The organism is Agrobacterium tumefaciens, from assembly GCF_013337285.1.
Classification (GTDB): domain Bacteria; phylum Pseudomonadota; class Alphaproteobacteria; order Rhizobiales; family Rhizobiaceae; genus Agrobacterium; species Agrobacterium burrii.
In genome coordinates this window covers 216095-230540 of record NZ_SUPW01000001.1, presented here as the reverse complement: position 1 = coordinate 230540, position 14446 = coordinate 216095, and the positions used below count along the sequence as shown (strand labels likewise).

The following is a 14446-nucleotide window of genomic DNA, read 5'->3' as shown; positions in this document are numbered from 1 at the left end:
CTACACCCTTGTCATCTTCGAAAAGCAGCGGAAGGCATTTTCGGTGGTGATTTCGGCCATGCGCTCGAAAGAAACACCATGCGCCTCGGCCAGAACTTCCGCCGTATTGACCACATAGGAAGGTTCGTTGCGTTTTCCCCGCCAGCGCTTCGGGGCAAGATAGGGCGCATCGGTTTCCACAAGCAGCCGGTCAAGCGGCACGGTGGCGGCGATATCGCGAATATCCTGCGATTTCGGGAAGGTGAGAATGCCCGAAAAGGAAACATAACCACCAAGCTCGACACCGGTTTTCGCCAGTTCAGGACCAGCGGAGAAGCAGTGAAGGATGAAGGGAAAGGCGCCCTTGTCGCTTTCCGAACGCAAAATAGCAGCCATGTCGTCGTCAGCGCTGCGGCTGTGGATGACGAGCGGCAGCTTCGTCCGTCTTGCCGCTTCGATATGGCGAATGAAGCCGGTCTTCTGGTCTTCCGGCTTCTGCGTATCGTAGAAATAATCCAGTCCCGCCTCGCCGATCGCCACGATTTTGTCGTGGCTCTCCGCCAGCCGCACCAGATCGTCAGCCGAGATATCCAGTTCCTCGGCTGCGCTGTTGGGATGTGTGCCGACCGAGCAGAAAACCGACGGGTATTTCTCCGTGATCTTCAAAAGCTCGGGCAGACGGCGCACCCGGGTCGAGATCGTCACCATCTGGCTGACACCGGAAGCATGCGCACGGGCGATGATGTCGTCGCGCTCCGCCTCGAAATCGGGAAAATCCAGATGGCAATGGGTATCGATCAGCATCGGTCTCGCCTTCACGCTTCCGGTGCGACGTAACGCGGGAAGACCGGCTTCGGTGCTTCAAGCGGCGTGCCCGGAACCAGACGACCGGCCTCGCCAAGGGCCGCAAAATCGCGTTTGTCAGCGGCAGCAGCAACGAGATCGAGCAACTTGTCGCAGGATTCCGGCATGAAAGGCTGAAGGAGAATGCCGATCTGGCGCACCACCTCCGCCGTGACGTAAAGCACGGTGCCCATGCGCTCCGGATCGGTCTTCTTCAGAGCCCATGGCTCCTGCGAGGCGAAATAACGGTCTGTTTCCGAGACGACGGCGATGATGGCCGCGAGCGCACGGTGAATGAGCTGCTTGCCCATCTCCTCGCGGCAGATCGCCAGCAGCCCGTCCGCCGAAGCCAACATCGCCTTGTCTTCTTCATTGAACGCGCCAGGCGTCGGGATCTGGCCGTCACAATTCTTGACGATCATCGACAGCGAACGGCTGGCAAGATTGCCGATGCCATTGGCGAGATCGGCATTGATGCGGGTGGCGATGCCCTCTTCGCTGTAGCTGCCATCCTGACCGAAGGAGACTTCGCGCATGAAGAAATAACGGATCGGATCGAGGCCGAAGTGAGAAACCAGATTGACGGGGTCGACGACGTTGCCGAGCGACTTCGACATCTTCTCGCCCTTGTTGAGCAGGAAGCCGTGGGCGAAAACGCGCTTGGGCAGTGGCAGCCCGGCGCTCATCAGGAAAGCCGGCCAATAGACCGCGTGGAAGCGGATGATGTCCTTGCCGATGATATGCACGTCGGCCGGCCAATATTTCGCGCGCGGACCGTCTTTGTCTTCGATGTAGCCCGTGGCGGTGATGTAGTTGGTCAAGGCATCGACCCAGACATACATGACATGCTTGGGGTCGTTTGGAACCTTGATGCCCCAGTCAAAGGTGGTGCGGGAAATCGACAGGTCTTTCAGACCTGATTTGACGAAGGAGATGATCTCGTTACGGCGCTCGGCCGGACCGATGAAGTCAGGGTTCTCTTCGTAAAGCTTCAGCAGCTTGTCCTGATATTCGGAGAGCTTGAAGAAGTAGCTTTCCTCCTCCACCCATTCGACCGGTGTGCCCTGCGGCCCGTAACGAACGCCATCAGCGCGCACTTCCGTCTCGTCTTCGCCGTAATAGGCCTCATCGCGCACAGAATACCAGCCGGCATAGCTATCCTTGTAGATGTCGCCGCTATCGGCCATCAGGTTCCAGATATTGCGCGAGGTCTCGTGGTGACGCTCTTCCGTGGTGCGGATGAAATCGTCATTCGAGGCGTTGAGCAGCTTGCCCATTGCGCGGAACTGGTCGGAATTGCGCTGCGCCAGCTCTTCCGGCGAAATGCCCTCCGCCCGCGCCGTCTGCTGCATCTTCTGGCCATGTTCGTCGGTGCCGGTCAGGAAGAAAACATCCATCCCATCCAGGCGCTGGAAACGTGCCATGGCGTCCGTCGCAATCAGCTCATAGGCATGGCCGATATGCGGCTTGCCGTTGGGATAGGAGATCGCGGTGGTGATGTAGAATGGTGTCTTGTCTGTCATGACGGTCTATCGACTTTACAGGCTGTTTTTTGGATAGACCGCTCTTAAACCATTGTTCGCAGCAGCGAAAGCAAAGAGTACGATTTGTACGATCCCCGCGCCTTCAGACGCCGCGAATATCTTCCAGAATGGAAAGCACCATCTGCTTCTTGTCGAGATTATAGGCCTGCGCCACGCTGATCCGTTCCGAAAGCGTCGAAGATAGCCGCGCATGTTTTTCCGCCGCCGCGATATCGCCCGCCATGGCCGCCGCCCTGGCCCGCTCCATCAACTCTTCCGTTACATGCTCCATGAAGAAGCCGAGGACGATATCGCCATCCTTCTGCGCCAGAACTTCGGCCAACTTGTGCATCTTCTTGCGTGCGCCCGGCCCTTCCGCAGACATCACCTCGGCAAAGGCCTCGACAATGTCGGAGCCGCCGTAATTCATCAGCTTGAGCGCCTGCGCCACGCTGCCCTTCGAGGCCGCAATCAGCGCGTCACGCTTTTCGCCGGCGGAACCGATGCCGAGATGATCGAGCGATTGCACCATGGCCGCATCGGAAAGCGGCAGGAGCCGAAGCGGCATGCAGCGCGAGCGGATGGTCGGCAGCAACTTGCCCGGCGCATGGGAGAGAACAAGGAACATCGCCCGCTTCGGCGGCTCCTCCAGTATCTTCAGAATCGCATTCGCGGCATTGCGGTTAAGATCGTCGGCCGGGTCGATAATGACGATGCGCCAATTGCCGGTGCCCGATGTCTGGGAAAAGAAGTGTCCTGCCCGTCGCACCTCGTCCACGGTGATGGCGGATTTCACGCGACCAGTCTTTTCATCGACGGGGCGCGTCAAGTGCAGGAGATTATGCGATGCACCAGAGGTGATTTGCCGGCTGACGAGCGATTCCGGATCGGGATCAGCCAGATTTTCAGGCGCCATAGCCGGATCGGGATGGCTGAGCACATGATTGGCAAAACGGAACGCCAGCGTCGCCTTGCCGATCCCTTCCGGCCCTTCGATGAGAATGGCATGATGACCCTTGCCGGAGCGATAGGATTGCGCAAGAAACGCTTCGACTTCTTCATGCCCGAAAAGCTTCGTGTTCTGCTGCGGCGCAATCGCGCCGTCGAGAACGCCCTGAACCTCACTCATGCGCCGCGCCCGCCGCAGGTCCCAGTTGTTCGAGCAAGGGCTCGACAAAGGACATCACGTCCTCCGCCACCTTCTCTTCCGGCTGGTCGGCATTGACGATACGGCAGCGACGCGGCTCGGCAAGCGCTATATCGAGATAGGCTTCCCGCCGCTTCTCGTGGGTTTCGATTTCCTCTTTCTCGAACCGGTCGGGCGCAGCCCCCTCATCCGCCCGTTTTCTGGCGCGGGCCAGCCCCTTTTCGGCGGCGATATCGAATATCAGCGTCAGTTCCGGCACGACACCATCGATCGCAATGCGTTGCAGCGTCTCGATGAAGTCAGGCTCCAGATTGCCGGTCGTGCCCTGATAGACACGGGAAGAGTCAAGAAATCGGTCGCAAAGCACGATCTCGCCGCGCGCGAGCGCCGGGCGAATGACCTCCTCGACATGGTCGTTTCGCGCCGCCGCAAACAGGATTGCTTCCATGCGCACGCCGAAGGATTCCGCCGCACCCGACAAAATCACATGCCGAACGGCCTCCGCCCCCGGCGAACCACCCGGCTCACGCGTCACGACCACCTCGAAGCCGCGGCCACGAAGTGCTTCGGCAAGCGTGCGAATCTGCGTCGACTTGCCGGCACCCTCGCCGCCTTCGAAGCTGATGAACAATCCAGTCTTTTCGGCCAATGTCACGTCCTGCGAGGAATTCCCGGAAATATTGAAATGCCTGTTTACAGCATCGAACCAAAAAGTGTGAAGCGCTTTTCAGAAAATCCGGTGCCTGAACAAAAGCATAGGGGGTAAGTGGCGCAAAGCGTGGATTTTCAGAGCCAGAACAGCAGCAGTTCCTTCAACGCACCCGCCGCATTCTGGGTCAGCGAGCCCTTGCCGACCGAACCCTTGGTATAAAGCGGCACTTCGCGCAGCAGCCGCTCACCTGAAAAGACCTTGAGCGTTCCGACATTCGCGCCACTGTCCAGCGGCGCATTCAGAGGCCAGCGATAGACGATCCGCCCCGAAATACGATCAGGATTGTTGACCGGCACCAGCACGCTGATGTCTTCCTTCGGCGAAAGATCGATATGTGAGACATCACCGCCATAAACACTGACGGAACCGACGGCTTCGTCCTTTCCGAAAAGATGACGTTTTTCGAAAGCCGTCAGCCCCCAGTCCACCACCCGGCGGGCTTCCTCCTGCCGCGTCTTGTCGTCGGTGATGCCGGCAAGCGCCAGATAGACCCGCCGTCCCTCCCGCTCGGCCGAAACGACGGCGGCAAAACCGCTGCCTTCCGCAAAGCCAAGCCCAAGACCATCGATGCCGCTGCCAAGCAGTGTGTTCTTGTTCCGCTGGAATATCCGGTTCCACTCAAAATCCGGCTTGGTGAAAAGCCCATATCGATCCGGATAATTGTCATGCAGATGCTGGGCGAGACGCACCATATCCCTGGCGCTCGTCTGGTTGCCCGGATCAGGAAGCCCGGTGGAATTGGTAAAGGTGCTGCGGTTCATGCCAAGTTCGCCTGCCCGCGCCGTCATGCGCTTAGCAAATGCGGAGTCGGATCCCGCCATGCCTTCAGCGATGATGATGCAGCCGTCATTGGCGTTCTGCACGATAATGCCGGTCAGGAGATCGTTGATGCTGACGGAAGATTTCAGCGCCGCGAACATGGTCGAGGTTCGCGACGGCGCGCCGCCTGTGCGCCAGGCATATTCCGAGACCGGATAGGGCGTCTCCGGCATCACCTGCCCCCTGGAGAGCGCGTCCAGCACCACTTCCACGGTCATCAGCTTGGCAAGCGAAGCCGGCGGAAAGGACTGATTTTCATTTTGCGAAAGAAGCACCGTGCCGGTCTCGGCATCGATCATATAGGCCTGTTCGGCCTTGGCGATGAAGGGCGCGGTCTGTGATTGCGCCGTGCCTGCACTGAAAAACGCTAGCCCGGTCGCTACGACGACCGAACAACAGGAGCGATAAATGGCTTTGCGCATGAAACCGCCCAGTCCTGCCTGCCGCAACGGGCCGCCCGAAACGGATGCAGCCCTACTCTTCAATCCGTCAGCGCGACTTCGCCTGCTGACGCTTCACATGGGCGAGTATCGATTGCTCGTTGAGCGCGCCACGATCGACCAGCACGCTGTCGAAGGCACGCGCGGTCCGGGAAACCGTAGCAGATTCTTGCGAATAAGCCGCTGCATATTTGGACGATGGCGTCGGCACGCGCAGATAATTGCCGCCGGGTGCCGCCGGCTCACGCATGAAGTTTCCTTCGGGCCGTTCAACCAGGAACGGACCGATTTCCGGCAGGATCGCAAATTGCTCGAATACCGGCGCCGGACCATTGACCAGCGGCATGGCCTGCAGAGCGGCATTCTTCCTGGAACCGACCAGCGCCGTCTGCGTCGAACCGCTATAATTCGGATTGGAGGCAGGAGCCGGAACGAAATTCGGAGAATTCGAAGCCACCATGACACCCGTTGCGATCTGCCCCTCGGGCGCAACACCCGGCGAGCGCGAGCCCTTCGGAATATAAGACGCCATCAAATAAGGCATGTCGTGACCGTCAAGCGGAGCGCGGCCGGCATATTGCACCCGCACATTCGCCGTACCTGTCGCCTTCATGTCGAGAAGATCGGCCGTCTTGCTGGAAACGTCGATCAGGCGGCCTTCATGGAAAGGTCCGCGATCATTGACACGCACCAGAACCGAGGCGCCATTTTCCGTGTTGGTAATGCGCGCATAGCTCGGCAGGGGAAATGTCGGATGTGCGGCAGAAAGATGTTCTTTATCGTACACTTCGCCATTCGCCGTCAGGCGACCGTGGAAGGCGGAACCGTACCAGGAGGCAAGACCGATCTTGTTGTAACCCGGCTCTTCTTTCGGAAAATAACGACGGCCTTTTACGGTATAGGCGTTGCCGACGAGCTCTCGCCCGCCGCCTTTTGGAATGCTTTTGCCATCTGCTACGCGCGGACTGGCCTTCACGCCATATTCCGACTCGGAAAAATATTCCTTGCTGCGCTTGGGCTTCGGCTTCGTTTCAGTCGTGGTGGAACACGACGCCGTCGCAGCGCAAAGCACGGAAATTGCAAGCCACTTCGCACCCGATCTGGTGCTGATGCCGAGTTTCTTGACCGTAGAATTCAAATCGTCTGCCCCACGCTGCTATTGGCTCGGAGAACCGCACCCTCACTTGCCTCGATTAATTGCCCCTGCCATCGAAGCACCTAACAGTCGCTTAATCTTGTGCATAACGTGGCGAAAATGCGAACGACTTCTGCAAATTCGATAAAATTGTAATGAACGTGGTTAATGATTTATCTCTTTTTTGGGCGCCTGAAATCTACCGTCGACGCTCATCTGCGCCCTCTCCGGCATCCGACATAACGGAACAAATGGAGTGCGGCCGCGTTTCTTCCCCGCAAACAAACAAGCTTCCGCCGGTTTTTCGGCTGAGGGAGGAAACCATGATCAAGTCAATAAAAGCTGCAGGTCTGGCGCTTGGCATCGCCCTGGTATCCATCGCTGCACCCATCCAGGCCGGCGCACAGGATATGGAGTTGAGGATCGGTCCCGATGGCGTTCGCCCGGTCATCCGCGATCGAGATCGGGACAGAGACGTTGACCGCCGTGGCTCGCCCCGCATGCGCGGCTGCAGCGAACGCGAAGCCCGCGCCGCCGCTCGTGAAGCAGGCCTGCGTGATCCCGAAGTCGTGCGTGTCACCCCCGGCCGCGTCGTTGTTCAGGGCTTCACCCGCCGCGGGCCGGATCGCATCACATTTGCCAACGAACGGGGTTGCCCCGAAATCTGATTTAATGTGAATTTGGAGCCCGCCGAAAGGCGGGTTTCTTCACTGTTGGTCACATCAAAGCCGCTCCGGCCGAACGACGCGACACGGATCGGCAATCGTTCCGCTTTTCAAAATGGTCATTTTTGAGCTTAATGGCAGATGGGGTGGGATTCGAACCCACGGTACGCTCTCACGCACGCCGGTTTTCAAGACCGGTTCCTTAAACCACTCGGACACCCATCCTTCGGTGGTGAGGCTTTATAGCGGTTTGAAAAAGGCCGTCAATCCCGCTCGAGGCTTGCCCTGCCAAACGGTCGCCGTCCATCTGCTGTCGATCCGCCTATCATTGTCCCGGCGTTGTTGCCGGTGGCAATAAAGACCCCTCGCCCGCAGGAACCGCCGGCATTTGCTGGGCCGAATCAAACAGCGTCAGGCTGAGAACGATTGCAACAAGCACCAGCAAAAGCGCCACGAAGAAGATTCCGGATTTGTCCATGCGTCTGCTCATGTCTCTTTATGTTAGGAGCAAATATGTGCAATTAGAGGCGAGGCGAAGAATAGGACGGCTTGCTGTCAAGTTGCCTGACAGATTTAGCGAGTTCATCTCCTCAAAATCCTCCTCACCTGAGCAAAATTTATGCGCCGGCGTACTGTTTGGGACGGAAGTGGCCTATCGCGTCAGCAATATTGTCGCTTATATAGTCACATCGCTCCCGGGCATTGCCCAACTTTCCCCGAGCGATCAACCTGCCCCGCCCGTTTGCGGGGCTTTTTTCTTTAATGCGCCTTTAAAAAACGTCTGTATGCGAGAGGCCGGTCTGCGGACAGTACCCGATTGTCGGTTTGACTATTCAGACCCCGATGCTGGGCCCGCCATCACCGTGTCGTCCGCCACCCCGAAGAATATCCTCGAACAGGTTCAGCACCGCTGGCGGCAAGGTGTGGGACAGGTCGGCCAGGATTTCGTTGGCGCGATTATAGGAGTAGATGGCGCAGAGCGTCAGCACCAAAAGCACGATCCACGGCCAGATTGGCTTGCGCCTTGGCGGCGCGCCGTTCGGTTGTTGCGGCATGGTCATCCGGCACCTCCCGTTCAGGCCTTCACGCGCGGTTCGCCTCCGGGCGCATAGGCGGTTTTTTGCAGGAAACGAAATATGTTGCCGCACTGGCCGCAGCGGATCATGAAATCGGTCGGATCACCCGAGGCGCGTTCGGTGCGAAACCCTCGCGGCATTTCATCGACGCGAAAATCGACATCTGCGCGACCCTTTTCGTCGGATTCCGACACTTCGGCAAAACCCTGATGGCCACATTTGGAACATTCGAGTTTCCGGGAATATCTGTCGCGCGCTGCCATATGCCGTCCTTTGCTTGCGCCCTATCAGGTAGCAGCGGCAAAACAGCATTTCAATGGCGATCGCCGCAGGTTAAAGCTTTGTCAGCCTATTTCCGGCCCGAAACCCGCGCCCGCGACAAGAACGAATCTGGAAGCCCATGCAGAACGGAACACCCCTGCTTTCATCGTCGCTGATGCGCCGCGCCGCCATCATTGCCGGAGTTCTTCTCGTTTTAGTCATCGCACTTAATATCGGCGTCAAATTGTACGGTGAGCGGGTCCTGAAGGCAGGCCATACGACAGCAACCGACGAGGTGCAGATATCAATCGGCAACGACCGGCTGAAGCTCGTGAAAAACACGCTACGCTTACCCTCGGGTCGTGAGGGCGGTGAGCAGGAGCGGATCGATCTTTACCTGACCTGGCCCGGCCTCAACGGATATGAGGAAGGGAATCGCGCCATATTCGACGATCCCGCCAAGGCGACGGGACTGATTTATATACAGCTGTCGCAAAGCACCATGTCACAGGACATGTCCGGCCGTTTCGGGCCAATTTATGCCCGGCTGACGGAAGGAGACCCCGTGCCGCTGAAACACGGATTGCTGCTGCACCGCCTGCGTGCCGATTCCGGTTACGGCAAGGAAGTCATATTGACCGGAGCGCGCAATGGTGAAAGCGACTACGTGGTGCGCTGCCTGCTGCCGCAGACACCGCAGGAAGCCACAGGCAGCGACTGCCAAAGGGATATCCACGTCGGGCAGGATCTCAGTCTTTTTTACCGCTTCTCCGCCGGCCTTTTGCCGCAATGGCAAAAACTCGACACCGATGTGAAACATTATGTCGAGCAGCGCCTCGCAAAAGACGGAAATCCGTGAAACAGCATGGCACAGATTGCGTGCGAAAAGTCGCATTTTATGGAAGGCAGACACCTTTCATAAACCACTTGGTAACGCCATCCCGATAAAGTTTCTCCCCGGAGCTATCGGGCGGGGCGTGTCCGAGCGGAACAGAAATATGCGATTGAAGAGTTCAGCAGTGTTGAAAAGTGTATCTGGGGTACATTCGCGCAAAGCGGGTGCGGCGTCTTTTGTAAGGTTTGTTGCGTTGACCCTTGCTGCGGCGTTCATAACCGCAGCATCCGTGGGCACCGCACAGGCGGATCCGAAATATGCCGGCATCGTCATCGACGCCAAGACCGGCAAGGTTCTCTACGGCGAGGATCCGGACGGTCTGCGTTATCCCGCCTCTCTGACGAAGATGATGACGCTTTATCTGACGTTCGAGGCGCTTAATTCCGGACGCATCTCGCTTGATTCCAAGGTGCCGGTCTCGGCCAATGCCGCCAAGGAGCCGCCATCCAAGCTTGGTGTGCGCGCCGGCGGCGCCATCACGGTCGAGCAGGCCATTCTGGCTCTCGTCACCCGTTCTGCCAACGACATGGCAACAGCGCTCGGTGAATATCTCGGCGGCTCGGAAGACCGTTTCGCCAGGATGATGACCGCCAAGGCCCGTGCACTCGGCATGACCCGCACGACCTATCGCAACGCCAACGGCCTGCCCAACACGGCGCAGATGACGACCGCGCGCGATCAGGCCCGTCTCGGCATCGCCCTTCGCCAGCATTTTCCGCAATATTACGGTTATTTCTCTACCCGCACCTTCAATTTCGGCAAGCAGGTCATTGGCAACCACAATCGTCTCGTCGGAACCGTGAAGGGCGTCGACGGCATCAAGACCGGTTACACCCGTGCGGCCGGCAGCAATCTTGCGACCTCGGCGCAGAACGATGGCCGCTCCATCGTCGCCGTCGTTCTCGGCGGTCGCTCCAGCGCCGCCCGTGACGCCACCATGCGCAAGCTTGTAGCGACCTATCTGCCGCAAGCATCGCGCGGTGGCAACAGCAACCTGATCGCCCAGACGCGGTCCGCGCCGATTGAAGAACCGGTCGCCGTGGCGGCAACTGTTCCTTCCGTTGCGGTTGCGGCTACCAATGCCGGCCTGCCCAATGCCGGACCGGTACCGCAGGCCCGTTACGAAGAGGCGCCGATTACAGCCTTTGCAGGCTCTTCTTCCAATCCAGCCGTCAAGGCGATGGAAGCAGCAACCTGGCAGAAGGGCAAGGATCCCGTTTCTCAGGCACCCATCCCGCCGGACCGCAAGTTGATCACCAACTCGACCAAGGTGGACAATATCGTTACCGCCTCGGTCGCCCCTGCTCCTTCGGTCGCGGCTAAATCAGAAGCTCCGCAGGGCGGCTGGGTAATCCAGATCGGCGCATCGCCGGATGAAAACTCCGCTCGCGGCCTGCTGCAGAGCGCACAGGAAAAGGGTGGTTCCGCCCTTCGTTCGGCAAAACCCTTCACAGTCGCCTTTAGTCGGGACGGCTCACAGGTCTACCGCGCCCGTTTCGGCGGCTTTGATGGCCAGAACGCCGCGGTAAATGCATGCAATGCATTGAAAAAGAAAGGCGTCAGCTGCTGGGCGTCACTCCAGTAACTGACGTTTCCGCAGGCGGCGTTCATTGTCGGAACATCGCCTGTCTCCTCGAATTGTGTAATGTGTAGCGAGGCTTTCCAAGATGGCAGTTAACGAGAATTATTCGGACATTGCGTCTGGCAACGGGCAAAGCGGTCTGTCGGTTCTGCATCCCATTCATGAAGCGGCGATGCGTATCGCCGATCTCGGTCTCAACCGCTCCAAGGCAAAGACGCGCGATCTGGTCAGCCTGCTTCTGTCGCATGGCGCCCGCGCCTGGCGCGCCAACCAGCCGGAAGCCAGCATCCACCTTCACGTCGCAGGCCGCTCCGGACGGACACCGATCCATATCCGAATTCGGTAAAGAGCCGGACCAGCCAATAGACCCAAAGAAAAACCCCGCGGTGCCTGAGCGCCGCGGGGTTTCTGTCGATTGAGGGTAAAGGAAACGAGGCGGCTTACGCCTCGCTCTCCGGTGCCTCAGGCGTATCCGGCAGATTGTTGTCCGCCTCTTCGCCATTGCCGTTTTCAGCCTCGTCATCGCCTTCCGGCTCGTTGATGCGCTCCACGGACACAACCTTCTCATCCTTGGCGGTAGAGAAGATCGTCACGCCCTTGGTGGCGCGGCTGGCGATGCGGATGCCGTTGACCGGCACGCGGATGAGCTGGCCGCCATCGGAAACCAGCATGATCTGGTCGCCTTCGTCCACGGGGAAGGCAGCGACGAGTTCGCCGATCTCTGCCGTCTTCGAGGTGTCGGTAGCGCGGATGCCTTTGCCGCCACGGCCTGATGTGCGGAAGTCGTAGGAGGAGGAACGCTTGCCGTAGCCCTTCACGGAAACCGTCAGCACAAATTCCTCGCGTGCCTTCAGTTCCTGATAGCGCTCTTCGCTGAGCTCGCCCTCTTCCGTCACTTCTTCACCGACGAGTGCGATATCGTCTTCATCGACACCTGCCGCACGCCGCTCGGCGGCAGAGCGCTTGAGGTAAGCGGCACGCTCCCACGGTTCGGCTTCCACATGACCGACGATGGTCATGGAAATGATGCGGTCGCCTTCGGCCATGTTGATGCCGCGCACGCCGACGGAGTTACGGCCGGCAAAGACGCGTACATCCTCCACGGGGAAGCGGATGCACTGGCCAAGCGCCGTCGTCAGCAACACATCATCACGGTCGGTACAGGTTTCGACGGAGAGGATTTCATCACCCTCCTCGTCGAGCTTCATGGCGATCTTGCCGTTGCGGTTGACCTGCACGAAATCGCCGAGCTTGTTACGGCGAACCGTGCCGCGCGTCGTCGAGAACATCACGTCAAGCGTTTCCCAGGTGGTTTCATCCTCGGGCAACGGCATGATGGTGGTGATGCGTTCGCCGGGTTCCAGCGGCAGCATGTTGATGAGGGCCTTGCCCTTGGACTGCGGCGTGCCGATGGGCAGGCGCCAGACCTTTTCCTTGTAGACGATGCCGCGCGAGGAGAAGAACAGCACCGGCGTATGGGTGTTCGCAACAAAGAGACGGTTGACGAAATCCTCGTCGCGCGTCGCCATACCGGAACGACCCTTGCCGCCGCGACGCTGCGCCCGGTAGGTGGTCAGCGGCACGCGCTTGATATAGCCAAGATGTGAAACGGTAACGACCATGTCTTCGCGGGCGATGAGGTCTTCATCTTCCATGTCAGGACCGCCCTCGACGATCTCCGACCGGCGCGGCGTGCCGAACTCGTCGCGGATGGCGATAAGCTCATCCTTGACGATCTGCTGGATGCGGACGCGCGACGAGAGAATATCGAGATATTCGCTGATTTCCGCGCCGATCTTGTTCAGCTCGTCGCCGATTTCATCGCGGCCGAGCGCTGTCAGACGGGCAAGACGCAGTTCGAGAATGGCGCGCGCCTGCTCTTCGGAAAGATTATAGGTGCGGTCTTCGTTGATACGGTGACGCGGATCGTCGATCAGCAGGATCAGGCTTTCCACATCCTGTGCCGGCCAGCGCCGCGTCATCAACTCTTCACGGGCCGTAGCCGGATCGGGAGCGCGACGGATGACGCGGATGACCTCGTCAATATTGGCAACAGCGATCGCCAGACCCACCAACACATGCGCGCGGTCACGCGCCTTGCGCAGCAGGTACTTGGTGCGGCGGCTGACCACATCCTCGCGGAAGGAAACGAAAGCGCGCAGCATGTCCAGCAGCGTCATCTGTTCCGGCTTGCCGCCGTTCAGCGCCACCATGTTGCAGCCAAACGAGGTCTGCAGCGGCGTGTAGCGATAAATCTGGTTCAGGATGACATCGGCATTGGCGTCGCGCTTCAGCTCGACGACGACGCGATAACCCTGACGGTCAGACTCGTCACGCAGGTCGGAAATGCCCTCAATGCGCTTTTCCTTGACCAGTTCGGCCATCTTCTCGATCATCGAGGCCTTGTTCACCTGATAGGGAACCTCGGTGATGATGATCTGCTCGCGATCGCCGCGCATCGGCTCAATGGTGGCGCGACCGCGCATGATGACCGATCCGCGACCTGTCTCGTAAGCCGAGCGGATGCCGGAGCGGCCCATGATCAGCGCACCGGTCGGGAAATCCGGGCCGGGAATGATCTGCATCAGTTCCGGCAGTTCGATAGCCGGATTTTCGATCAGCGCGATACAGCCGTCGATGACCTCAGACAGATTGTGTGGCGGAATATTGGTGGCCATGCCGACAGCAATACCGCCTGCGCCATTGACCAGAAGGTTCGGGAATTTCGCGGGAACAACGACCGGCTCCTGAAGCGTGCCGTCATAGTTGTCACGGAAATCGACCGTTTCCTTGTCGAGATCGTCGAGCAGCGAATGGGCGGCCTTGTCCAGACGGCATTCGGTATAACGTTCGGCCGCCGGCGGATCTCCGTCGATGGAGCCGAAGTTGCCCTGCCCGTCGATCAGCGGCAGGCGCAACGACCAGTCCTGCGCCATTCGCGCCAATGCATCATAGATCGCCGAGTTGCCGTGCGGATGGAATTTACCCATCACGTCACCGGTGACGCGGGCGCATTTGACGTATTTCTTGTTCCAGTCGATACCAAGTTCGGACATGCCGTAAAGAATACGGCGATGAACCGGCTTCAAACCGTCACGGACATCAGGAAGCGCGCGGGACACGATAACGCTCATGGCGTAATCGAGATAGGACCGCTGCATTTCCTCAATGATGGAAATCGGTTCAATGCCTGGCGGAAGTTTTCCGCCGCCGGGGGGGCTCTGGTCAGTCAAAACGGATCACATTCTCTGTTAAGAATCGGATGGATTTTTATAGCGGAAACAGCCACGTTACGCCAATTTCCCGGCGAGTTTTGAACAGTCTTTTGCGTCATTTGCAAGACATACACCGCTTTTCGCCGTTTAGGTC

The 14446-nt window shown here is 58.9% G+C and carries 14 protein-coding genes and 1 tRNA gene; 4 read left to right on the top strand and 11 right to left on the bottom strand.

Features of this window, described 5'->3' with window-relative positions:
- The 6 genes from FCH38_RS01115 to FCH38_RS01090 all read right to left on the bottom strand — a co-directional run bounded on the left by FCH38_RS01115 (position 1) and on the right by FCH38_RS01090 (position 6601).
- The gene (locus tag FCH38_RS01115; protein WP_174372605.1) at positions 1-783 is read right to left on the bottom strand and encodes a TatD family hydrolase; all 783 of its coding nucleotides are present in this window, start codon (positions 781-783) and stop codon (positions 1-3) included.
- 11 nt (positions 784-794) lie between these two features.
- Positions 795-2345, bottom strand: coding sequence for a methionine--tRNA ligase (gene metG / locus FCH38_RS01110; RefSeq protein ID WP_174372604.1), 1551 nt, complete (start codon positions 2343-2345; stop codon positions 795-797).
- 103 nt (positions 2346-2448) lie between these two features.
- Positions 2449-3474, bottom strand: a complete 1026-nt coding sequence (locus tag FCH38_RS01105; RefSeq protein ID WP_149897614.1) for a DNA polymerase III subunit delta' — start codon at positions 3472-3474, stop codon at positions 2449-2451.
- A complete protein-coding gene (gene tmk, locus FCH38_RS01100; RefSeq protein WP_174372603.1) occupies positions 3467-4141 on the bottom strand; it encodes a dTMP kinase in 675 nt (224 codons plus the stop codon). The genes FCH38_RS01105 and tmk overlap by 8 nt, the downstream gene beginning before the upstream one ends.
- 137 nt (positions 4142-4278) lie before the next feature.
- Complete coding sequence (locus FCH38_RS01095; RefSeq protein ID WP_174372602.1) at positions 4279-5445, bottom strand: D-alanyl-D-alanine carboxypeptidase family protein; 1167 nt, start codon at positions 5443-5445, stop codon at positions 4279-4281.
- Between the two features lie 67 nt (positions 5446-5512).
- Positions 5513-6601 (bottom strand): septal ring lytic transglycosylase RlpA family protein, encoded by a 1089-nt coding sequence (locus FCH38_RS01090; protein WP_174372601.1) that lies wholly within the window; start codon positions 6599-6601, stop codon positions 5513-5515.
- A gap of 320 nt (positions 6602-6921) precedes the next feature.
- Between FCH38_RS01090 and FCH38_RS01085 the strand changes: the two genes are divergently transcribed.
- Positions 6922-7266 (top strand): hypothetical protein, encoded by a 345-nt coding sequence (locus FCH38_RS01085; RefSeq protein ID WP_174372600.1) that lies wholly within the window; start codon positions 6922-6924, stop codon positions 7264-7266.
- Between the two features lie 132 nt (positions 7267-7398).
- Here FCH38_RS01085 and FCH38_RS01080 read toward each other — a convergent pair.
- The 4 genes from FCH38_RS01080 to FCH38_RS23425 form a co-directional block, all read right to left on the bottom strand.
- A tRNA-Ser gene (locus tag FCH38_RS01080) sits at positions 7399-7488 on the bottom strand.
- 100 nt (positions 7489-7588) lie between these two features.
- Positions 7589-7741 carry a hypothetical protein gene (locus tag FCH38_RS01075; RefSeq protein WP_174372599.1) on the bottom strand — a complete coding sequence of 51 codons (153 nt, stop codon included), beginning with the start codon at positions 7739-7741 and terminating at the stop codon, positions 7589-7591.
- Between the two features lie 355 nt (positions 7742-8096).
- Positions 8097-8318: a hypothetical protein gene (locus tag FCH38_RS01070; protein WP_236776532.1), complete on the bottom strand. Its 222-nt coding sequence runs from the start codon at positions 8316-8318 to the stop codon at positions 8097-8099.
- A gap of 20 nt (positions 8319-8338) precedes the next feature.
- Entirely contained in the window at positions 8339-8602 is a 264-nt protein-coding gene (locus FCH38_RS23425) for a hypothetical protein (protein WP_149897607.1), read from the bottom strand.
- Between the two features lie 137 nt (positions 8603-8739).
- Here FCH38_RS23425 and FCH38_RS01060 point away from each other — a divergent pair, with 137 nt between their 5' ends.
- The 3 genes from FCH38_RS01060 to FCH38_RS01050 all read left to right on the top strand — a co-directional run bounded on the left by FCH38_RS01060 (position 8740) and on the right by FCH38_RS01050 (position 11423).
- Positions 8740-9459, top strand: a complete 720-nt coding sequence (locus tag FCH38_RS01060; RefSeq protein WP_174372596.1) for a hypothetical protein — start codon at positions 8740-8742, stop codon at positions 9457-9459.
- A gap of 139 nt (positions 9460-9598) precedes the next feature.
- Positions 9599-11080: a D-alanyl-D-alanine carboxypeptidase gene (locus FCH38_RS01055; RefSeq protein WP_153513712.1), complete on the top strand. Its 1482-nt coding sequence runs from the start codon at positions 9599-9601 to the stop codon at positions 11078-11080.
- An 82-nt stretch (positions 11081-11162) separates the two neighbouring features.
- The gene (locus FCH38_RS01050; RefSeq protein ID WP_174372595.1) at positions 11163-11423 is read left to right on the top strand and encodes a hypothetical protein; all 261 of its coding nucleotides are present in this window, start codon (positions 11163-11165) and stop codon (positions 11421-11423) included.
- A gap of 94 nt (positions 11424-11517) precedes the next feature.
- Here the strand turns inward: FCH38_RS01050 and gyrA are convergent, their stop codons facing one another.
- Positions 11518-14310, bottom strand: a complete 2793-nt coding sequence (gene gyrA, locus FCH38_RS01045) for a DNA gyrase subunit A (RefSeq protein ID WP_174372594.1) — start codon at positions 14308-14310, stop codon at positions 11518-11520.
- Positions 14311-14446: the final 136 nt, after the last annotated feature.